This window comes from Stutzerimonas marianensis, from assembly GCF_022810315.1.
GTDB lineage: Bacteria > Pseudomonadota > Gammaproteobacteria > Pseudomonadales > Pseudomonadaceae > Stutzerimonas > Stutzerimonas marianensis.
This window is the reverse complement of sequence record NZ_JALGRD010000014.1, coordinates 46,212-67,804: the sequence shown is the minus strand read 5'-3', so window position 1 is coordinate 67,804 and position 21,593 is coordinate 46,212. Positions and strand designations below refer to the sequence as shown.

Annotated in this window: 13 protein-coding genes and 2 pseudogenes; 2 read left to right on the top strand and 13 right to left on the bottom strand. The window is 59.6% G+C overall.

The genetic code is table 11. The features are described from left to right. Nucleotides 1–18: 18 nt before the first annotated feature. The 11 genes and pseudogenes from MST27_RS20690 to MST27_RS20640 all read right to left on the bottom strand — a co-directional run. A complete protein-coding gene (locus MST27_RS20690) occupies nucleotides 19–3,198 on the bottom strand; it encodes a type I restriction endonuclease subunit R (RefSeq protein WP_243607792.1) in 3,180 nt (1,059 codons plus the stop codon). 64 nt (nucleotides 3,199–3,262) lie between these two features. Further along, nucleotides 3,263–4,522: a restriction endonuclease subunit S gene (locus MST27_RS20685; RefSeq protein ID WP_243607791.1), complete on the bottom strand. Its 1,260-nt coding sequence runs from the start codon at nucleotides 4,520–4,522 to the stop codon at nucleotides 3,263–3,265. Beyond that, nucleotides 4,519–6,438, bottom strand: a complete 1,920-nt coding sequence (locus MST27_RS20680; RefSeq protein ID WP_243607790.1) for a type I restriction-modification system subunit M — start codon at nucleotides 6,436–6,438, stop codon at nucleotides 4,519–4,521. The genes MST27_RS20685 and MST27_RS20680 overlap by 4 nt, the downstream gene beginning before the upstream one ends. Nucleotides 6,439–6,648: 210 nt before the next feature. Continuing rightward, nucleotides 6,649–8,271 carry a Tn7-like element transposition protein TnsE gene (locus tag MST27_RS20675; protein WP_032174388.1) on the bottom strand — a complete coding sequence of 541 codons (1,623 nt, stop codon included), beginning with the start codon at nucleotides 8,269–8,271 and terminating at the stop codon, nucleotides 6,649–6,651. Next, nucleotides 8,264–9,766 (bottom strand): TnsD family Tn7-like transposition protein, encoded by a 1,503-nt coding sequence (locus MST27_RS20670; protein ID WP_243607788.1) that lies wholly within the window; start codon nucleotides 9,764–9,766, stop codon nucleotides 8,264–8,266. Before MST27_RS20670 ends, MST27_RS20675 begins: the two co-directional genes overlap by 8 nt. A 1-nt stretch (nucleotide 9,767) precedes the next feature. Then, entirely contained in the window at nucleotides 9,768–11,378 is a 1,611-nt protein-coding gene (locus MST27_RS20665; protein WP_046622200.1) for an ATP-binding protein, read from the bottom strand. Next, the gene (locus MST27_RS20660; protein WP_052742232.1) at nucleotides 11,371–13,431 is read right to left on the bottom strand and encodes a Mu transposase C-terminal domain-containing protein; all 2,061 of its coding nucleotides are present in this window, start codon (nucleotides 13,429–13,431) and stop codon (nucleotides 11,371–11,373) included. Before MST27_RS20660 ends, MST27_RS20665 begins: the two co-directional genes overlap by 8 nt. A 13-nt stretch (nucleotides 13,432–13,444) precedes the next feature. Continuing rightward, nucleotides 13,445–14,272, bottom strand: coding sequence for a heteromeric transposase endonuclease subunit TnsA (locus MST27_RS20655; protein ID WP_046622206.1), 828 nt, complete (start codon nucleotides 14,270–14,272; stop codon nucleotides 13,445–13,447). A gap of 144 nt (nucleotides 14,273–14,416) precedes the next feature. Next, on the bottom strand, nucleotides 14,417–16,267 hold the full coding sequence (glmS, locus tag MST27_RS20650; RefSeq protein ID WP_243607787.1) for a glutamine--fructose-6-phosphate transaminase (isomerizing): 1,851 nt from the start codon (nucleotides 16,265–16,267) through the stop codon (nucleotides 14,417–14,419). A 2-nt stretch (nucleotides 16,268–16,269) separates the two neighbouring features. Continuing rightward, nucleotides 16,270–17,052 carry a DeoR/GlpR family DNA-binding transcription regulator gene (locus MST27_RS20645; RefSeq protein WP_243607786.1) on the bottom strand — a complete coding sequence of 261 codons (783 nt, stop codon included), beginning with the start codon at nucleotides 17,050–17,052 and terminating at the stop codon, nucleotides 16,270–16,272. A 74-nt stretch (nucleotides 17,053–17,126) separates the two neighbouring features. Further along, nucleotides 17,127–17,552, bottom strand: a pseudogene (locus tag MST27_RS20640) (methyl-accepting chemotaxis protein); the annotation flags it as partial. A gap of 359 nt (nucleotides 17,553–17,911) precedes the next feature. Here MST27_RS20640 and MST27_RS20635 point away from each other — a divergent pair. Then, nucleotides 17,912–18,139 (top strand): annotated as a pseudogene (locus tag MST27_RS20635) (transposase); the annotation flags it as partial. 17 nt (nucleotides 18,140–18,156) lie between these two features. Next, complete coding sequence (locus MST27_RS20630; protein WP_420864259.1) at nucleotides 18,157–18,330, top strand: signal peptidase II; 174 nt, start codon at nucleotides 18,157–18,159, stop codon at nucleotides 18,328–18,330. A gap of 838 nt (nucleotides 18,331–19,168) precedes the next feature. Here MST27_RS20630 and MST27_RS20620 read toward each other — a convergent pair. Continuing rightward, on the bottom strand, nucleotides 19,169–20,038 hold the full coding sequence (locus MST27_RS20620) for a hypothetical protein (RefSeq protein ID WP_031693806.1): 870 nt from the start codon (nucleotides 20,036–20,038) through the stop codon (nucleotides 19,169–19,171). A gap of 683 nt (nucleotides 20,039–20,721) precedes the next feature. Continuing rightward, nucleotides 20,722–21,558 (bottom strand): TIGR04255 family protein, encoded by an 837-nt coding sequence (locus MST27_RS20615; protein ID WP_031693807.1) that lies wholly within the window; start codon nucleotides 21,556–21,558, stop codon nucleotides 20,722–20,724. Between the last annotated feature and the right edge of the window lie 35 nt (nucleotides 21,559–21,593).

Genomic DNA, 21,593 nt, shown 5'->3' with positions numbered 1-21,593 from the left:
AGCACCCGGTCAGCCTACTCAACCTCTGGCCGAACTCAACAGCTCCGCCCCCGCATCCTTCTTCAGCAGCTCATACACCACCGTCAGGAACACATCCCTCGTCGCCTCGTCGCTGAGCAGCTTGGTGGCCATGGTCTGGTGGCTGCTCATTGCGCCGGCGATGGCCTGGATCGCCTTGATCGGCAGGTCGGCCTTCATGGCCTGTTCCATGGGGTTGTTCTGCACCTGGGCCATCACCACGCTGTCGGTGCGCAGTTTCTCGGAGACGTGAACGGCGAAGGCCACCTGGTCGGTGTCGGTGATGCCCTGGCCGAAGGCATTGTTGAGCTTCTCGATCAGGTCGGTGAGGTACTGCTTCTCGCGATCGCGGGCCTCACGCAGGCCGTTGTCGGTCATGCCGTAAAGGCCCGGTACCTCGGCCTGCACAGCGACGCCGACCAGCCCTTCGCCCTTCTTGATCTTGTAGTGGCTGAGCTTGAGGTCGCCCAGATCCACCTGCTCGGCGCTGATACCCTTGAGGCGCTTGCGCAGCAGGCGGGCATAGCTGGCGAAGGCCTCCAGCGCCGGGTCACCGAACTCCACCAGCTGGGCGATGTACTCGTAGCTGCGCACGAACTTGGACAGGCTCTCGCTGAAGATCATCAGCTCGTCGCGCTTCTTGCAGTATTCCGCGCGCTGCACGTCGGCGTACTCCATGCCCTGTTCGTCACCGCTGTCGTGGGCCGTCTCCCAGGCCTTCTCCCACTGGTCGATGGCGTCGTTGAGGATCTTCAGCTTGCCGTTGAAGCGGTCGGTAGCCGCCTGGGTCAGGCTGTAGAGCTTCTGGTGGGTGACATTCTTGTCGACGATGGCCTCGCCGAACGCCGCCACTTCGGCCTGCTCGTATATGAACATGCCGTCCAGACGCTGCTTGATGTCGTAGACGATGTTCGGGTCCTGGACATCCGCCACCTGGGCGTCGCGGTAGAAGGTCTTGAACGCCGCGAGGATCTCCTCCGCCTCGTTGGCGAAGTCGATCACGTAGGTCTTGTCCTTGCCGGGGAAGGTGCGGTTCAACCGCGAAAGGGTCTGCACCGCCTCGACGCCAGAGATCTTCTTGTCCAGGTACATGGCCACCAGCTTGGGCTGGTCGAAGCCGGTCTGGTACTTGTTGGCGACGATCATCACCCGGTAGTCGGGCGTGTCGAACACCTTGCGCATGTCGCGCCCGTTCAGGCCGGGGTTGAGGTTAGCCTCGCTGAACTGGTGGTCCGCCGACAGGCTCGGCTCCTTGACCTCGGCATTGGGCACCTCGCCGGAGAACGCCACCATGGCTTGCACGTTGTCGTAGCCCTTGCGCTGGCAGTAGTCCTGCAGCGCCAGGTGGTACTTCACCGCCGCCGCGCGTGAGCCGGTGACCACCATGGCCTTGGCCTGGCCGCCGAGCAGGTGGGCGACGTTCTTGCGGAAGTGCTCGACGATCAGTTCGACCTTCTGGCCGACGTTCACCGGGTTGAGCGACAGCCACTTGGCCAGCGCACGCTTGCCGCTCTTCTCGTCCACGCGCTTGTCGTCGACGAACTCACTGCCAATTTTGAACGCTACCTGGTAGCTGGTGTAGTTCTTCAGCACGTCGAGGATGAAGCCCTCCTCGATGGCCTGCTGCATGGTGTAGAGGTGGAACGGCGCCGGCGGGTTGTCCTGGCTGACCGGCTGCGCCGGATTGCGCGGGCGGCCGAACAGGCTGAGGGTCGAATGCTTGGGCGTGGCGGTGAAGGCGAAGTAGCTGGCATTGCCCGGCCGCTGCCGCGACGACTGCCAGACCGACAGGCGCTGCTCCTTGCTGAGCTTCTCCCACTCCTCCTCGCTCTGTCCGGTGAGGACATAGCGCAGGTCGTCGGCGGTGCTGCCGCCGGTGGAGCTGTGCGCCTCGTCGATGATGATGGCGAAGCGGCGGTCGCGCAGGCTCTTCTCGCCGAGGATGGCCTTCTGCGCGTAGGGGAAGGTCTGCAGGGTGCAGACGATGATCGGCACGCCGTCCAGCATCGCCTTGGCCAGCTGCTGGCTCTTCGGCAGGCTGGACTGCTGGCGGTCGATGGCGCAGACCACCCCGGCCTGATGCTCGATCTGCTGGATGGCGTCCTGCAGCTGCTGGTCGAGCACCTGGCGGTCGGTCACCACGATCACGCTGTGGAAGTACGGCTCGCCGTCCGGGCGACGCACGCGGATCAGCGAGTGCGCGGTCCAGGCGATGGTGTTGGTCTTGCCGGAGCCGGCGCTGTGCTGGATCAGGTACGGCTGGCCGACGCCCTCGACGCGCACCGCATCGATCATCCGCGTTACGCCTTCCCACTGGTGGAAGCGCGGGAAGATCAGCGCCTCCTTGTAGTAGGTCTTGCCGCTGGCGTCCTGGGCCTCCTTGCGCTCCTGCAGCACGAAGCGCTGGAAGATGTGCAGCCAGTTTTCCTTCTGCAGCACGCGCTCCCAGAAGTAGCTGACCGGATAGCCGTCCTCGCAGGGCGGATTGCCGGCCGCCCCATCGTTGCCGCGGTTGAACGGCAGGAAGAAGGTCGAGTCGCCGGCCAGCTTGGTGGTCATGCGGATGTCGCTGTCGCTCATGGCGAAATGCACCACCGCACCGCGCTTGAAGGTCAGCAGCGGCTCGCTGCCGCCGCTCTTGCGCTCGGGACGGCGGTCCATACGGTACTGCTGCATGGCAGCCTGCACCGACTGGGTGAAGTCGGTCTTCAGCTCCACCGTGGCCACCGGGATGCCGTTGATGAACAACGCCAGGTCGATCTCGTCGGCCTTGTCCAGCGAGTAGCGCAGCTGCGGCACCACGCGCAGGCGGTTGGCGGCGTAGCGCTGGATCACCGTGTCGTTGCGCTCGTCCTCGGGCAGGCCCTGGCTCATCGCCAGGGTGCCGCCGCCAGCCACGGCGAAGCCATAGCGCAGCACGTTCACCGTGCCGCCCTCGGCCTTGTTCTCCAGCTGCTTGACCAGCCGGTCGAGGATCACCGCCTCGGTGCCGGCGCCGTTCATGGCGCGCAGCTTGGCCATGGCCTGCGGCTGGGCATCGTCCAGCCAGCCGATCACGTCCTCGGGAAATAGCGCACGCGCGGCGTCGTAGTCGGCAGACTTGCCCACCCGCCACCCTGCAGCCTCCAGCTGCTCGACGATGTGGCGTTCCAGTTCGCATTCGTGGTGGATGTGGCTCATGGGCCTTTCCTTGCTCCAGGTATTGGTTGCCGATTCGGAACGCGGTGCGCTCCGAATCAACGGGTCATACGGCTTCGCGCAAGTCGATCTGGCCGGTGATGGCGGCGGTGACCAGGGCAGCGCGACGCTCCTTCAGAAGGACGATGCTGCGGTTGGTTTTGGCGAGCAAACCATCCAATCTGCTTGCTCTTTCCTGCACTGCCTGAAGAATCTGGCACTGCTCATCATCACCCGGCAGCGGTACAGGCAATTCCATCAGATTACTTGAGGAAATGGATGCCAGATTCGTACTCTGCTTCGAGCGCCCCATGAAATAAAACTGGGCAGCACTGGAGCTGGTGTATGCATTCAACCACTCGGGCCGGACCGAGTGAGGACGAACGGCAAAAACGTGGTTCTGATGAATACAGGGGTCAATCTGCCCATGCCAGACATGCCCTCGGCCGAGCTTGTCAAAGTCACCACCTTCATTCATCAGCACATCACCTGGCTGCAGCAGGTAGCGAGACAGATCAGCACTAGACACTTCTAAGGTTGCAACCTCGTCCAGATCAAGGTAGCCATCCTGCACGTTGGCAACGCGCAGATATGGAATCTCAACAGTATCCTTGTCTGCATTGTCTTTGCCCTTTGCAATGCCGGTCTGCACCGTAGCAACGAACTTCAGACGCTTGACCTCCCAATGCTCCGGCACCTCTCCCAGCCACTCCACGCCGGAGTCCTTCATCTTCACGTTGGGATCGAGGCCCTTGGTGACGGCATGGGTGATCAGCGCCTGGCGCTTTTCGCGCAGCAGCTCGATAAAGCGGGTCTTCTTCGCCACCAGCGCGTCGATGCGGGCGGTTTCGCGATCGAGGTGGTTAGCAATAACCTGTTGCTCTTCGAAGCCTGGGAAAGCAACAAGGTGCGAGCCCAGCACACTTTTAGTCATGCTTGGCAACGCGGTGTTTGTTGAGTACATGTCGAAAGGGATGGTCGTTGCGATGTAGTACGCAAATCGCCCATGTGCTCCAGGCTTTATGATCGACCAGTACATGGTGTCTACCGCCCAGAAAGCACCATTGACGTAGAGCGGCTTATCAATGGTTCCTTTTCTACCTAGAAGGACCGACTCCCCGTCGTACATCCGCTTCGAAGAATATGCGAACGGACCACCAGAGCCGATCACGGGGTAACCGTCATCCGACTCAACCTCTTTGTAATCCGAGCCGTTTTCGATCTGAATAGTTGCCTTGTACGGGCCAATAGTCCAATGCTCCGGCACCTGCCCCAACCACTCCACCCCGGAATCCTTGTAGGCCGGATACGGCTTGTAATGGCTCATGCCGTCACCTCCCCCAGCAGCGCGGCGATCTCGGCTTCCACCGCCTTGAGATCGGCATCGATCTCAGCCAGCGGGCGCGGCGGCTGGTAGACGTAGAAGTAGCGGTTGAAGTTGATCTCGTAGCCGACGATGCCGACCTGACCATCCTTCGCGTCCGTCTTGCCGGTGTCGATCCAGGCGTCCGGCACATGGGGCAGCACCTCGCGCTCGAAGTAGTCCTGGATGGACTGGTTGAGGGGGACGTTCTCGAACTCGCGCAGATCAGAATCCGACTGCACATTGCCCTTGTCGTCCAGCACCGGCTGGGCCTCGGCGTCACGTTCGCCGAAGCAGGCCAGCACAGCCTTCTGCGCGCCCTTGGAGAGCTTCTTGATGCCTGCGGCCTTGAGGAAAGCCGGCAGGTTGTCGAAGCTGCCTTCCACCGTGGCGAAGGCTTCGGCCTGATCGGAGCCCTTGGTGTTCTGGTAGGTGGCGAGCTTGTCCGCGGTGACCGAGAAGCGCAGGCGCAGCGGGCGCTCGACGGTGATGCGCCGGTAGCCGAAGTCGGTGGTGGCGAAGATCTTGCTGTTCGGGCCTTCCTCGAACGCTTCGTGCAGCTTGGCGATCTCGGCGATCTGCTCATCGGACAGGTACTTGCGCTTGCTGCCCAGGCTCTTGCGCATCGGTGCGTGCATGGCGCTGGCATCGATCAGCTGGACCTTGCCCTTGCGCAGCGCGTCCTTGTGGTTGGAGAGAATCCACACGTAGGTGCCGATGCCGGTGTTGTAGAACAGGTCGGTGGGCAGCGCGATGATCGCCTCCAGCCAGTCGTTCTCCAGAATCCAGCGGCGGATCTCCGACTCGCCCGAGCCGGCGCCACCGTTGAACAGCGGCGAGCCGGACAGCACGATGCCGATGCGGCTGCCGCCCAGCTCAACCGGCTTGCGCTTGGACAGTAGGTGCATGAGGAACAGCAGCGAACCATCGCCCACCCGTGGCAGGCCGGGACCGAAGCGGCCGGCGAAGCCCTGCTGGCTGTGCTCGTCCTGCACCTGCTTCTGTACCTTCTCCCACTTCACGCCGAACGGCGGGTTGGCCAGGCAGTAATCGAACTGCTCGTGGGGCAACTGGTCATTGCTCAGGGTGTTACCGAGCTTGATGTTGCGGGTCTCGAAGCCCTGGATCAGCTTGTCCGCCACGGAGATGGCGTAGGTTTCCGGGTTGAGTTCCTGGGCGTAAGGCACCAGGCGGGCATTGGGGTTCCACTCGCCCACCTGCTCGATGGCCGAGGACAGGAAGCCGCCGGTGCCAGCGGCGCAGTCGTACACGGTACGCACCACACCCTCGCCATTGAGCGCCTGATGATCGGGGGCGAATACCAGGGTGGTGGCCAGGCGCACCACGTCGCGCGGGGTGAAGAACTCCCCGGCGGTGTCGTTGGCCGACTCGGCGAACTTGCGGATCAGGTGCTCGAACACCAGGCCCATTTCGTGGTTGCTGATGGCTTCCGGGTGCAGGTCGATGCTGGCGAACTTCTGCGTCACCAGGTACAGCAGGTTGGCGGTTTCCAGCTTGGCCAGCCAGCCGTCGAAGGCGAAGTGCTCGAACACCTGACGGGCGTTGGCAGAGAACTTGGCGATGTAGTCCTCGAGGTTCGCCCGCGTACTGGTGGAGCCGAGGCTGGCCAGGGAGAACTGCGAGACGTTGTAGAAGGTCGCGCCGGCCGTGCCGGGCAGCAGCAGGTCGAGATCAACGCCGCTGGCGTGGAGCGCCTGGTACTGCGTGCGCACCGCCTCGCGGGTCGGTTCCAGCACGCACTCCAGACGACGCAGCACGGTGAACGGCAGGATGATGCGGCCAAACTCGGACTGCTTGAAGTCGCCACGCAGCACGTCGGCCACGTTCCAGATGAAGTCGGCGAGGTTTTGCTGGTTCACAGGCTGATCCTTACGGAAATCGGGAACGCGCCTGAATGCCGCGTCCCTGCAGGGTGTCTAGATAGGTGGAGAACCTTAACCGCTCGGCTGGGCGGGAGCCAGTAGCCGGCCGTGCCTACACCGCCTTGGCACGGCTCCGGGCAGTTTCGGGGAGGCTACCTGGAGCGCACGACAAGATGTGTCGCAGCCGAACTGCGGTGCATTCTGCAATCAGCCTAGGGCCGCGCGTATCCGCTGCTTCCATCCAGATACTCTGGCCTGATAGGCATCAGGCGGACCTTCTTTCGGGTGATGCACAGAGTGCAAAGGCTCACAGTACTTCGCCATGGTGCCTGGCCAGCGCAACGAGCCTTTCACTGTCTCCCTCAAGATTCTGTCTATGCATTTTCCTGCCTCAACACCGGCTTTGAAGCCCATGATCCGCGTTGACATGGTCTTCCGGTTGTCTGAGGTATCTATTTCTAGAAGGTAGCGTTGATCGCCGTTTTGTAGTTTGAACCTTGCCAGCAGATAGCAGCGTGATTTTTCGTGATCGATCATGTGGTAGCTGCAACGTGGAACGGGCGGCAGAGGCCTCACCTCCAGTGCTACCAGCGCAACTCCAGACTCTTGGGTGATTTGTTCAAGAATCTCTCGGAGCAGCGAGAAACGATCTGCAAGCCGTTCATGCTCGTCCCCATCACCCTCTCCCTCACCCAATTGTTGGAATTCTCCTGACGCTATGCTGCCCTCGCTCACAGGATCAGCCACACCGAAGAGTTGGCTTTCTCTGCTCGGGCATTGCTCGTCGTCGACCTTCTTGCCATGAGCGTTGGCACGCTCCCCGTTGTAGGCGATCTTGGTGCGCAGCTGAGCATCAAACGTGACTCCCTCAACGGGCAGGTGAATCAACCTCTGCTCCTTGGCAGCAGTCGGCTCTTCGTCAGTATCCACCTCCAACTCCTTGGCTCCCGATGGCACGGATACACAGCCTGTGCTATCTCCCCTGACGGGTAACTTGAGAGCAGGATGGTGGAAAAAAATATCACCGCGATGGCTAAACCGGAGCCCCTGAAGCTTTTCGATCTCCCAGACCAGCAATTCGTTGCTTTCCGGATCAAAGGGGCCTCGCACATCCATGGTGGTACCCACGAGGGAAGGGGGTGCCATGAAGTCGAACTGCCACCTGGCATACGCCGACTCTTGCGGTACCCGCTCTTGCCTTTGATTGAGGCTTTGCCAGATTGACTCGAAGGATCGCTTCACATCCTGATTCAGCAGCAGCCAACTGAAATGGTCTCTGTATCCCTTGATTTTGAGAAGCTGACTTGGCGCACCTGTCTTCGGGGGCGTATGGATATGAACAACATCGCCTTCTCTGTAGAGCGTGAAGACCATGTCCAAGCCATTCGGTGCGAAGGCTGCACGGACGATGAAGGCAGCGTGGAAGAACAGTTTTCGCGCCAGCTCGAATTTCGGCAACCAGACGGTCAGACCATCGACCTCGAACACAAAGCATCGCTGTCCAGATATCTCAGGATTTGCAGCAAGCCTTCTGGCCAGACGTGGGCACTCACCCAACTGCCGTTCCCGCCAGGTATCTATTGCAGGAAGCACCACCGTCTTCTTGAAACCACTGGGACGATAAGGAGCCCCTTCTTCGCCAAGAAACTCGCGACCAACGGCCAAGACACACGACATCTCCGGTGCGAACCGCTGCAGCTGCAGCTGACCGTTACGCTCAAAGAGAGCCGCCAAGCGCCACTCGGCCGCCGAAGTCGGGGCCCTGAAAAAATTTCCAACGGCCAGCAACCTGGATCCGTTCGGGATCTGACGAAATACTGTCCTATTCAATCCAACTTCCTACCAATCGAATGAACTCAGTGGTCAGAGGTGCCATCTTGCTCTTTTCTAACCCACAACGCTTTTCCAGCTCCCAGCGCCTGGACGTTATGCCAGTCTGTACATCCTCCAGCATTGCTGCAGTCAGGCGACGGATCTGATATTCCCCGACAGACTCGGCATAGCGATCCAGGAAAGTACGGCACAGGGGCAGTTGAGCGAGATGATGCTCGACTGATGCCCGATGGGGTAGCTGCTGCAGGAACCAGTTGCGACTCCTGCGCGGAAGGCTCCGGTCTTCTTCGCTGTCTCTGCCAATTCGGATCAGCAGGCGTACCAGCTTTCTGTCCCGCGCTTGCCAGTCAACATGGCTGTTGTTGCCCTGTCGGCGCGGTCTGGCCTGATTTGCAGCCATCAGCCAGCTTCGGTCATGACGATAGAGCCAGGCGTAACATGCCTCTCCTCCGTTTTGCCTGGCAGCCTTGGCGCCACCGTGATTAGCCAGTGCTTGCAGCCAAACGGCTCGGTATTGCTGCTTTTGTTCAAACTCAGCGGGGAGCAGCTGCACTGACCGGTCGGAGGCAAGGTCGACCTGGCGAGTCTTCGCCTCGCTGATCAGCTCGCCAGCATGCTGGCCGGGGCGCAGACTGGTCCAGACGATCAGATGCTGCAGCGCACTGAATCCCTTGCGATGCTTCCTGAACATCGCCAACAGCCAGGGCGGAGGCTCCCCGGATGTCAGCAGACCGTTCGCAGCAAGCCAATCCCTGCGATGGGATGCCAGGATCTTCTCCCAGATGACTTCAGCCCTGACCTGCCGGCCGCGCCTGGCGCCGCACTCTGTAGCCAGGTACCGGTACAGGTTGGTCCAGCGTCCGTAGCCAGGCGATTGCACCTCTTCGAGCGCCAGCAGCTGCATAGCAGCCTTGGCGAGCCTGATAGCCTCTTCGCCCACGGGACTCACGCGAAGATCACGGGGCAGAAACAGTGGAGAGGCTGGATGAAACTCGTGCCGCTGCGCTCGACGGAACGGGATAGGTGAGTTCAGGAGCTGACAGCCATGCTCGGGACAGGCATCTATCCCTTGAATCTGCCAGCTACGCCGCCAGAAGGGTTCACCGTAGCGCGCAGCCATATCTTCAAAGCAGATCGGGCAGTAACGCAGCCAATCGGGCCACTTGACCAAGGCCGTCGAGGCCCCAGACAGACCAATCGTCGGCCGGTCGGGAGCAAGCATGGCCTGAAAAAGATCGGTACGGCGCTCCGGCGGAATGAAAGGGGCATAGAGCGGGAACAGCGTGTGATTCAGGATTATGCCTTCCGCATCCAAGCCCGTGTTGTTCGCCAACGCAGTCAGGTGTGTGGGCAGATCGGTGATCGCGGCAACCTTGCTGTCACCGAAAAGCATGTGCAGCAAGGTCTTGTGGTTGCCTATCCCCAGATGTACCCGGCACCGGGCAATACCGCTGTAAAGCAGTTCGTCCGGGTAGAGCCTGGGGAAGTACATGTCAGCTCGCTCTCAGCAGAGGCCGCAGATCGAGGATCAAGCCAGCCTGCTTGAATCTGTCATAGGCCTCGCTTTCAGGCCCATCGGCATAACGTCGGCGCAGATCCTCCTCGGATAGGCCCCCCCACTCCGTCCGCTTAACTCTGGAAATGCCGGGCCTCTTGGGAGCGTCCTGCGCGAGGTAGGCCGTGGCCTTGTGAATCAGGGCCGCCAGCGGGATGTCCGGATTCTCCGCCAACAATTCATCGGCCATGGGAATGGCAATGTCCCTCGGGATTTCCATACCTTCGAGCAGGGCGGCCAGCCGCTTTGCCTTGTCATCAGCCGGAGGGGCCGGCGGTTTAGGTTGGGGGACGCTATCCAGAGAGCGAGTCAGGGTCAGCAACCGTCCCTCGATCTCTGGCATCAGCAGGTCGTCATATTTGGCGATCAGCTCGGGCCTACCGCTCCGCAAGGCCGCTAGCATCGGATGGACCGGTTTGAACTCGTCCTCGAAAACCCTGCGCAGCAACAGCGGCTTGATGCACTCGACACCTGTCACTATCGCCCGGATCTGCGCCAGCGCGAACAGCTTGATGACGATGTCCATGACCCCTTGGGTGAGGTCGTACATCGTAGCCTCCAGTTCATCATCCAGCGGCGCCGCATTTCGCAGCCACTGATACTTCCAGAGCCGCTTCAACAGACGCTTCCAATGCTCGTCCCGAGGCAACCTATCCCAGCGGATGCTGCCCAACCCGGAGACCCGCCGAGCAGCCCGGAACGTGCGCTGGAAGAACTTGCTGGCCCGGTGGGTGCCGACCTGAATGATCGGAACACCGATGGTGTTCACCAGCGACACGAAGAAATTGTGCATTTTTTCGGCACCACCGGAGCGTGCCTCGTTGAGGTTCTGAACCTCGTCGATGATCAGCACTCCGAGCGCGTGCAGATTGGCTACCTGGCACATGGATGCCAGCAGACGTTTGGTACCCAGCTTCTTGCGTCCGTGGCTACGGCTGTAGTGGGTACCTAGGATCTTGTCTACTTCGTTGAAGAAGCTCAGGCACAGCTCATCCAAGTCACCATCAATTGGGCAGTCGACCTTCAGATAGACCAGTTGAGTGATGTTGTAATCAGGGTGATGGAGGGCTTGGGGGTACATGCCCAGAATCCGCTCCAGCGTGCGCGTCTTGCCGCAACCGGAGCAGCCGAACAGCGACAGGCTGTTGGCCGTAGAGGAGACACTCTGGTACACCGCCGCATCCAGATCCTCCTCCTCGACACGGCGATAGCCATTCTGCAGGTGCGCATACCAGGCACCACTGGCCGGATTCCGACCGATGTACCCTTGACGGATCATCAGGCTGATCTTGCTCTCCAGCTCCAAGTGATGGCTCAGCGGCTGGAAGAAGCCGTGCAACAGGCGGGCAATTGCATGTGCCCTGAGCCGACCATCCAGAAGCGCCTCCTGCGGCTCGAAACCGGGAAGCTGCTGCAATAGACCGACCACCTCCTGCAGATCAGGAATCGGAGGCAATGCGCTGATGAGCGGATTGTCCTGATACTCAGGAAGCTGCTGCTCCTGGTAACGCGCCAGGGGAATGACTCCGCGCTGGAATTCTTCAGTCATCCTCTTCCTCCTTGAATATCAGGTCACTGAGATCTGGGAAGGCATAATCTTCCTGCTTCTCGCCCCGCAGTGGGATCACCTCGGCTGGCTTTTTCTGCTGTGATTTCTCCAGTTTGAATGCTGTTTTCTGGCGTTCCTGGCGCTTTTCCTGCTGCTTGTTCTCGCGGATCTGGGTTCCCAGATCCTTCGTGGTCATACCCGTTTTGACCGGACTGGCATCCTCTGCCTGGGCAACGATGGACTCGATCTGCTTCAGAAGATTGCCTCTCTCTACCAAAGCTTCCGCCGCCGCGTTGGTATCGCTACGCCGTTCCTCTCTGGACAGCAGCCAGACATCCCAGAAGGTCATCCCCCTGAAGCGTCGACTGCGGTCGGCAAGATCGCAAACCCAGTAGTCCTTGAGACTATTGGATGGCCGCAGGTAGATGTGGTCGGCGCTACGCGGATCGTATGCGACCGTTACCCCTGTCGGCCGGCGCCCCTGACCTCGGTGAAACCAACCCTCCCTGATTGCTTCCTGGCAGGTGTAGAAGCAGCCGAACAGCCTGATTCCCAGCTCCGAAACCGTGGCCGACTCATGGGGCAAAAGATTGATCCGCACCAACTCCTCGGGCGCAGTACGTAATCGGCCGGTCAGGTTGGCCAAGCCCCAGTTCCACAGCATGACAGGGATGGCTGGCAGATCGCCCGGCATACCAGAGGTCCTGTCGTATTTGCTCAAGGTGTGAAAGTTGTTGTGGTAGAGGATGCCGGCAATGATGATCTGGGTGAACTCGGGCAAGGTCAGACTGGCATCAAGTCTGTAGTCGTGGCCACCCCGCTTCCGGCTGGTGGTGTCCTCGACCACACCGCTGGCATAGGGCTTGAAACGCTCTTGCACCGTCCGGAAATAACGCTCGACGATCCCCTTGGCATCTCCTCGCCTGGCCGGTGCATTCTCGATGCGAACGCCGAAGGCTTGGGAAAATGCTTCCACCTTGGTGCCATTCAGTTCGCCCTTATCGGCCAGCACCACATCCGGCAAGCCTTTGACCGGCCAGTCGCTGGCATCGATCTCCACGCCATACTGGCGGCAATACTCAACCTTGTCGGCGACCGTGTTGGCCAATGCCACCATGGCACTGACCCAGGAAGGCCCCTCGAATCCGACGTACATACCAACGACCATGCGGCTGAACACGTCGATCACCATGTAAACAACAGGCCTGCCGACGATAAGGCTGCGATCATGTTCTGAAACCAGATAGATATCGGCGATGGTGGCATCTATCTGGTAGCGGTATCCGGGCCCCAGTGCCTCGGTCGTCGATGTACTGCTGAGAGGTCGGAAATCCTTGGCAAAATCCACTGCGGACACCCTGCGTGGCAAGGTGTCGGTGAAGTGATATTCGCGCCCATAGAAGTAACGGAATTGCCCCAATGTAGGCAGTTCGGAGGTCGTCAGCTCCGGCAGAACAGCACGGAGCAGGTTCAGCCCAGAGGCGTAGGCATCAGGAATGGACGGATGCTTTTCCTTGAGCAAGCGTTCTTCGATGACCCGGCGAAAAATGCGCTCGATGTCCGGCGTGACATTGCTCCCTTTCCCCTCCATCACCACTCTGGGCCTGCCCAGCTTGGCCTGGTTCGGCTTTCTGCGCTTGCCACGGGCGCCCGAGTTGACATAGTCCGGCAAGAGGGCATTCCTGCACATGCCTCGCTGCCAGTAGCGCCTCAGTAACCTGTACACCGTCTGATTGGTGACACCATGGCGCTCCATGATGCCTCTGACAATGAGCCCTCTGGGGCGCCGCACGAAAAGCTGGGGATCGTGCACAAAATCCGCCAGCATGGTCCAAGCTTCATCACGCTTCTGCTGATCAAGAGAACCTTCCTCCACCTCCCGTAGGACTGTCTCCTCGAAGGGATCGGCAATGCTCTCCAGCTCCCGCTCCATGAGCAGACGCTCCAGCTCTGCAACCGATATCGGTTCGGGCAACGCCGTGTCCGAATCGATATCGATCCAGATGGCCTGCTCGATGCCGGACCACAGCAGGCGCTTTCGCAGTTCCCCTATCCGGAACACCTGATTAACGGGAAACACTGCTCAGCTCCTGATGCATTTGATGAGCGTTGGCAACCAGGTCTTTCGGCTTCAGCTCCCGGTAAGGGATTTCCAGATCGAAAAGGAAACAGTGCCGGGCCAGCAACTGGCGTAGCCAATAGAGCGCCAGCCCGGCCTCCAGCTGGCCGGAGGTATCCAGTCCTTGGGCAATAGCGGTCAGCTTCTGGTCTGGGTGACGCTGAAACTCGAGCAGAAACAGCTGCTGGTAATGGGCGAGATCGTCCTGAGCGATGTCGTCTTCAGCATGGGCAGGATAGAGCCATTGGATGTTGGCAAATGCCTCCCTGGATACCTCACGTTCCGTGACGATGGCCCAGGGAATACCTTTTTCCTGCCAGTAGCGCCTTTCAAGCTCAAGCCTCTCGATGACTTCAGGCTTCTGCAGGTCAGCACTGTATTTGGCCTGAATCGCGATGCTCGGGCGCTGAGGATCTTCGAAGTCCACCAGAAAGTCGCTGGTCAGTACCTGCGGGGTGCCCTTGTAACGCCCGTGGGGCAGGCCAAGCTCCTCGGCGATGCGCACCGTATCTTCGACCCTCATCGGAAACTGTTCACGGATATCGGTGACATGAGGAGACCGATCCAAGGTCAGGAAGATGGCCAGTTCAAGATCGGATAGAAGATGGTGTAAACGCCGGGTCTTGCTGCCAGGCAGGCGGTGGGAGCGCCCCAGCGAGGATACGTCCCTGGTGTAGATAAACGGCTTGTAGTCCACCCCCTGGCCTTGGCCACGCCCGTCCTTGAGCCTTCTATCGATCTGGGCCTGGGTCAGCCCCTTGAATGTTCCAGACATGAGAAAGCCTGCCCCCGCTATGTCGATGACTTCAACATAGCGGATGCAGGCTCAGGATGAAACTTTATTTATAAGGATGATACTTTATTTGTACGGATGAATCTTTATTTGCATCCCACAGCCGCTTCCCTGGCCGTCCTTGCGTCATTCGACGGTGACGGACTTGGCCAGGTTGCGGGGCTGGTCAACATCGGTTCCGCGCAGCACGGCGACGTAATACGACAGCAGTTGCAGCGGCACGGTGTAGAGGATCGGCGCCAGGATGTCGTGGATGTGCGGCATGCTCAGGCTGACGATGCCTTCGCCGTCCTCGATGCCGGCCTCGCGATCGGCGAAGACGATCAGCTCGCCGCCCCGCGCGCGCACCTCCTGCAGATTCGACTTGAGCTTTTCCAGCAGCTCGTTGTTCGGCGCCACGGTCACCACGGGCATGTCGGCGTCCACCAGCGCCAGCGGCCCATGCTTGAGCTCGCCCGCCGGATAGGCCTCAGCGTGGATGTAGGAGATTTCCTTGAGCTTGAGCGCGCCCTCCATCGCCACCGGATACTGCGCGCCGCGCCCCAGAAACAAGGTGTGATGCTTTTCGGCGAAATGCTCGGAGATCTTCTCGACCTGGCTATCCATCGCCAGCGCCTCACCCAGGCGGGTCGGCAGACGACGCAGCTCGGAGACCAGCTCGGCCTCGTCGGCGGCCGCCAGCGTGCCGCGCACCTGGCCCAGCGAGAGCGTCAGCAGCAGCAACCCGACCAGCTGGGTGGTGAAGGCCTTTGTCGAGGCGACACCGATCTCCGGCCCGGCCTGGGTGAGCAGCGTCAGGTCGGACTCGCGCACCAGCGAGCTGGTGCCGACGTTACAGATCGCCAGGCTCGCCAGGTAACGACCCTCCTTTTCCGTACGCGCCTTGGCGTTGCGCAGCGCCGCCAGCGAGTCGGCGGTTTCGCCGGACTGGGAAATGGTGACGAACAGGGTGTCCGGCTGCACCACCACCTTGCGGTAGCGAAACTCGCTGGCGACCTCGACCTGGCAGGGAATCCCGGCCAGCTCTTCCAACCAGTAGCGTGCCACCATGCCGGCGTGATAGCTGGTGCCGCAGGCGACGATCTGCACATTGCGCACCTTGGCGAACAGGTCGGCCGCCTGGGGGCCGAATGCCTGCACCAGCACCTGCTGGTCACCCAGCCGTCCTTCGAGAGTGCGCTGCACGACCTTGGGCTGCTCGTGGATCTCCTTGAGCATGAAATGGCGATACTCGCCCTTGTCGGCGGCCTCGGCGCCCTCGTGGTATTGCACGCTTTCGCGCTCGACCGGCTGGCCTTCGACATTCCAGATCTGCACGCTGTCACGGCGGATCTCGGCGATGTCGCCTTCTTCCAGGTACATGAAACGGTCGGTCACCTGGCGCAAGGCCAGCTGGTCCGACGCGAGGAAGTTCTCGCCCATGCCTAGACCGATTACCAGCGGGCTGCCACTACGCGCCGCAAGCAGACGATCCGGTTGCTGAGCGCTGACCACCGCCAGGCCATAGGCACCATGGAGCTCCTTGACCGCGGACTTCAGCGCGACGGCAAGATCGCCGAACTCGCCCAGCTTGTGGTGCAGCAGGTGAACGATGACCTCGGTATCGGTATCGGACAGGAACACATAGCCCATGCCCTTGAGCTGGTGGCGCAGCGCTTCGTGGTTTTCGATGATGCCGTTGTGCACGACGGCCAGGTCGTCACCGGAAAAATGCGGGTGCGCGTTACGTTCACAAGGCGCGCCATGGGTGGCCCAGCGGGTATGGGCAATGCCGAGCCGGCCAGTGATCTGCTCCTGCTGCTGAGCCGTCTCCAGCTCGGCGACCTTGCCCGAACGGCGCAGGCGATGCAGCGTGCCCGAGGCATCGAGGACGGCGATGCCGGCGCTGTCATAGCCTCGGTATTCCAGGCGCTTGAGCCCTTCGAGCAGAATTGCGGTGATGTTGCGTTCGGCGACGGCGCCAACGATGCCACACATGGTCAGGTCTCCTGATGGGTTTCAACGGCCACGCAGATCAGCTTGACGCCGCGGGCCTGAATGCTCGAGCGCGCCTCGTCAGTGAGGCGATCGTCGGTGATGAGGGTGTGAATCCGATTCCAGGGAAGTTCCAGATTGGGGATGCGCCGGCCGATCTTGTCCGACTCGGCCAGTACGATCACTTCGCGCGCCACCTCGGCCATCACACGCGAAAGGCCAAGCAGTTCGTTGAACGTCGTGGTGCCGCGCTGCAGGTCGATGCCGTCGGCACCGATGAACAGCTGGTCGAAATCATAGGAGCGCAGGACCTGTTCGGCCACTTGCCCCTGGAAGGATTCGGAGTGTGGGTCCCAGGTTCCACCGGTCATGAGCAGCGTGGGTTCGTGCTCCAGCTCGCGCAGCGCGTTGGCGACGTTCAGCGAGTTGGTCATGACCAGCAGACCATGCATGCGGCCCAGGTGCGGAATCATCGCCGCGGTGGTGGTGCCGCTGTCGATGATGATGCGGGCATGCTCGCGGATGCGGTCGACAGCCGCACGGGCGATGGCCTGCTTGTATGGCGATACAGGGAGCGCGGTGTCGCCGATCAGTTCCTGCGGCAAGGGCACTGCGCCACCGTAGCGACGCAGCAGCAGGCCGTTCTTTTCCAGCGCGGCGAGGTCCTTGCGGATGGTGACCTCGGACGTCTCGAAACGCCCGGACAATTCATCGACACTCACCTCGCCCTGCGCATTGAGCAGGGCAAGAATGGCGTGACGACGTTGCGGTGTGTTGCGTTTCGACATTGATAAGTTTCGATTCGAAAGAAAGTGCGCGAATCAAAACCTAATCTGCGGCAGCCGTCAACGGCTAGTCGGTGTTACACCCGAAAATAGCTCATCAGGCTCTGCTGATGATTAGCCAACTGGTTGAGCGCCTGGCTGACCCGTGCCGACTCGTCGGCCTGACCGGACAGCGACTCGGTCACGTCGCGGATGCCCGCGACATTTCGGTTGATCTCTTCGGCCACGGCGCTCTGCTGCTCGGCCGCACTGGCGATCTGCAGGTTCATGTCCGAGATCACAGCGACCGCATCACCGATTCGACGCAGCGCAGCGACCGCTTCTCCGACCTGCCCCACGCTGCCCTGGGCCTGGCTGTGGCTGTCCTGCATCGCCGACACCACCTCGCGGGTGCCGTTTTGCAGGCGCTCGATGACCTGGCGAATTTCCTCGATGGATTCCTGGGTCCGCTTGGCCAGGTTTCGAACTTCATCGGCAACCACCGCGAATCCGCGGCCGGCCTCCNTGCGTGCCATCGAAACCGGACGTGACCTACTGCGAGCCACGAACACGGGCATCACAGCAACTGTCAGCTATGAGGGAAAGGTCCTTACACGCGCTCCTCAATTCCGCGTAGCCACCCTCAGCGCCGAAGTGACCCCCCGAACTGGCGCGACCCCTTATGTGCGCTGGCGGGATTGGCCTATCCTTGGCGTGATCGCACTCGGACTCGGTTTGCTCCTGCTTCGTCGAATTCGGCAGTATCATCGGTTGGATACATAACGCTTGCCATTCTCACAGCGAGCAGACTCTGTATCGGGTGAGAAGGAAGGGATTTGTCTACATATGGCATTGGCTCGCAGGAAAAAGCTCCAAAGCCGGGCTGGAGAAACATGAGCTGGCTGCCGGCATCCTGGCTGTGATCAACGGCCACCTGGGTGACCACGGCCTGTCGCTGCGCCAAGGCACTATCGTCGATGCCACACTGATCAACGCGCCGAGTTCAACCAAGAACAAGGACGGCAAGCGCGACCCGGAGATGCACCAGACCAAGAAAGGCCAGCAATACTACTTCGGCATGAAGGCGCACATCGGCGTGGATGACGAATCGNGATCCTCGGCGGCGCGTTGGGCAATGTCGCAGATCGCTTGCGGTTAGGCTACGTAGAGGATTTTCTCGATTTTCACTATGCCCAGTGGCACTGGCCATCGTTCAACCTAGCGGACGTATGGATCTTCCTCGGTGTCGCCCTCTTTATTTGGGCGGAAATACGACATCAACCAGGCAGCCGCCGCCGCTGAATCGCCTAGCGTCTTCGCTATCGCATGCTTGACTTCCGGAATAGGCGCGTCCTGGGCCTTGATAAGGCGGCACGCCTTCATGAGCCAGCTGTAAGTTCCTGATGCACGACTGCTGCCAAGGGCTCTGCTGCATCCTAACCAATCTGGAAGAGCGCACCCTGCTGGACCTGCTACCCGGTCGTCAGCAAGAGAGGGTGACAAGTGCGAATCGATGAGAAAGCAGGTGAAGAAATTGACGGCGCCGGGCGCCTCAGATTAACAATGCAACCCCTGCGTCGCTGCGCTCCGACTGCCTGTCCGAATGATCGTGGAACAGGTGTCCGGATCAGTGTGGGCTGAGTGTCCGAATGGCGTGGAATCCGCACTATACCACCAAGCACAAGAAGAAGGCGCCACAAGTCAAGGAATCCCCGTTTCTGGGCAGAGCCACCATGACCTACAACATGGGACTCCCCGAGCCTGAGAAGAACTTCGGTGTCGATCTATCAACCTTCTGGAAGGACTAAGGGTTGGATGGGGCTGGAAGGCCCATCAACCACTTAATCCGGATACCCCTTTAAATTTAACGCGTCACCAAAAAGGAATGGCTGGTATGGTGGCCATCTAGCCAGACGTAGCACGCTTGGCTATAGCTCCGACCTTTCCAAGCAGTGAACCTTTCTCCTCGTTGGGGACCTGCTCCCCCGATCAGATCACTCTTTCGACAGTGAATAAACTGCTTCGAGTCGAGCGCGATGTTAAAGGCCATAACGCTGTGGACTCAGCAAATTCGATAGCTAAGCCCAGCCACGCCTTACCGCTCCTAGTATGATCACCATACTGGCAGGCGACTCTTCGACTAATCCGGGTCTTCACCTTCTGCGGGAGCCTCATCCTCTTCGCCAATGCTCAGCCAGTCGTGCTGGTTATAGCGAACGAAGTCCTCGGCATCGAGCATTGTGAAGTCTTGGAGGACCGTGACCTCCGCTCCTTCGAAGATTAATCCCTCGCTTACCTGCCTACTCACACCAACCATGTTGGTTAGCTCAGCTTGCAGCTCTGTGGCCTGGCGGGCGTGCTCTCGCTTCGTTAGGAAGCGGAAGAGAACCTCATATGGTTCTGCGGGCTCCTGGATCTCACACTTGGGGTTAAAGGAAACCCAAGCACTAGCGAGCATGTGGTTATTCCTTTTCAAGAATTCGTCCACAAGCATGGCGATACCTTGCATACCATCATGACCGATCTCCGCCTTCAGGCGCTCGACCAAGGTGTCCGGCATAGCAATTCGGTTGTAGGCATGCGACATCCAGAAGGAGAAAGTTCGACGTTGATCCTCGTTCAACGTGACAGCCGCATTTCGATGCTGAGTCGGGAGAACTGCCCGGCTAGTCCACACCCGTCGATGGATTTTCAGCTCGAAGATTTGTTTTGCAGCAATTTCAAGCTGCAACGTTCGAGGGTTAAGAGCATTCAGATATGGTAAATATGACTTTTTCTTGACCTTAATAGCCACCCACTCTACCAACGGTGCGTCATCGAAAATTCGTGCATGCACCGTGCAAGAATGAGACGCAAGCACCCAGAAATCAGGAGCCTTTCCGTCAAATTGGGATGCCAACACATCGGCAGGGATATGCGGCATCAAGCCTTCACCTGAAACGATATCTCCTTGCAGCCAACCAGCAACGCTGATTGCTTTTACAACCTCATCTCCAGGTGTGTCAGTCATGTATCAAACCGAATGAGAACCGCCCGATTTCTCCAACCTGGCTATGGTCTTTAGATCCCTCTCACGCAGTTGCTGAGCTTTACCTATTAGCTCAGCAACCACCCCATTGACTCCGGCGGCACCGTCCTGAGCCCATGCCTTATCAGAGAGAGTGTCCTGAATGAGACGCCCATCTGAGGTAGGGTAAAATAGCACTCGTTGTAGATATGGTACGTCTTCCGACCTGACCTGCCGGAGAGCTTCCGTCAAAGCACCAAGCCGCTCCGGAAAACCAGTCGCAGTCTTTCCTGTCCGCCAATTGTACACTGTCTGCCGAGACACATTGAACATCTCGGCAATGGAGCTATCTGACAACTTGTATTCGCTACGAAGCTCTTCGATGAGGTACGGAGCCACCTCATCGGTAATGTCGGGGCGACTGGTATCAACCTCGGTCCACTCTCCCCCCGTCAAGCTGTAAGGGCTTATTCCTGCAGAGCCGATGAGCCGAGGTGAGATCTCACCTCCGCTGGTTGGGGTAGCTGCAGTCATGACTGCCAGCATGGCTGAAAAAGCCAACGCCATTGCAGGACTAACCGTGCTCGTAGCAACACGAGGAGCGATTTCCGGACTCTCCCATCTCAGTGCAGATGCAGTAGGGGCTCCACCAGCCTGGCCTACCCATTGCCCGGTAATTATGGTAGTCATCTTGACCTCCCCCAAACCTCAAAGGCGTGATCTTTAGCTACGGTCCTGAAAGCAAAATTAGCAGTCTTATGCAGCTTATCGAGCCTGCCACAGATTTCTTCAGTGCCTAGCCTCTCAGTCATAGGAATTGGCCAATAGGCGTCGGTATCTAGAAGCGCACCATTTTCACTAACAGGCACGAACGCACTCTGTTGTTGACCGAAAGGCTTGGAAGGCTGCCGAGTTTGCTTAGCGATCTCGAAGACCATAGCTGGTTCCGCCAAGTCGTCCGGTATCCACATACCAGTCTGACGCCAGCACCTGATGTGTAGGAACTCAGGATCTAGCTGATAGGTAGTGGTGGACACACCCAGTAGAGCTTTTGCCTCCCTCTCCGCGAGCACCTCACACTTGAGAGGTAGCAGCGTATCTGGAAGATAATCTGCGAGAGTCTCTCCATCTAGTGGTTCGATTTTGTCGACATAACGCATCCCTATACCAGCTACGTCGAGGCCGCCAGCCTGCTTTGTCAAGGCCATCAAGCACTCTCGAAAGAGCTCCAGATGGTTGGCAAAATGCAAGTAGTTCGTGCTTTGCAGGATCAGGTGATCCATGCCCAGAACGCAAGCGTACTCAGCATTACGGTCTAGGAAGGCCCACGAATTCGGTTCTGACCCTTGCACGATACCAGGCTGCGTGCTTTTGACCATTTGGAAAAACCCGGGAAGGCGATCCCGAATAGCCTGATGGATGTCTGGAATGAGCTGGGGAAGCTTAAGAATGGGAGAAAATCTCACCACGCTGAACACATAGATTAGTGGTGCCCCTGCTAGTACCCCTTCGCGCTCAGTCATGATCAATTCCTCCGCCACCCCAAATAGGGGCAGGA

Bases quoted from the DNA above. Each gene is read 5' to 3' on its own strand.
- MST27_RS20670 (WP_243607788.1), bottom strand. From the start codon at position 9,766: ATGTACTTCCCCAGGCTCTACCCGGACGAACTGCTTTACAGCGGTATT.
- MST27_RS20645 (WP_243607786.1), bottom strand. From the start codon at position 17,052: ATGTCGAAACGCAACACACCGCAACGTCGTCACGCCATTCTTGCCCTG.
- MST27_RS20620 (WP_031693806.1), bottom strand. From the start codon at position 20,038: ATGACTGACACACCTGGAGATGAGGTTGTAAAAGCAATCAGCGTTGCT.
- MST27_RS20685 (WP_243607791.1), bottom strand. From the start codon at position 4,522: ATGAGCCATTACAAGCCGTATCCGGCCTACAAGGATTCCGGGGTGGAG.
- MST27_RS20690 (WP_243607792.1), bottom strand. From the start codon at position 3,198: ATGAGCCACATCCACCACGAATGCGAACTGGAACGCCACATCGTCGAG.
- glmS (WP_243607787.1), bottom strand. From the start codon at position 16,267: ATGTGTGGCATCGTTGGCGCCGTCGCCGAACGCAACATCACCGCAATT.
- MST27_RS20615 (WP_031693807.1), bottom strand. From the start codon at position 21,558: ATGACTGAGCGCGAAGGGGTACTAGCAGGGGCACCACTAATCTATGTG.
- MST27_RS20655 (WP_046622206.1), bottom strand. From the start codon at position 14,272: ATGTCTGGAACATTCAAGGGGCTGACCCAGGCCCAGATCGATAGAAGG.
- MST27_RS20665 (WP_046622200.1), bottom strand. From the start codon at position 11,378: ATGACTGAAGAATTCCAGCGCGGAGTCATTCCCCTGGCGCGTTACCAG.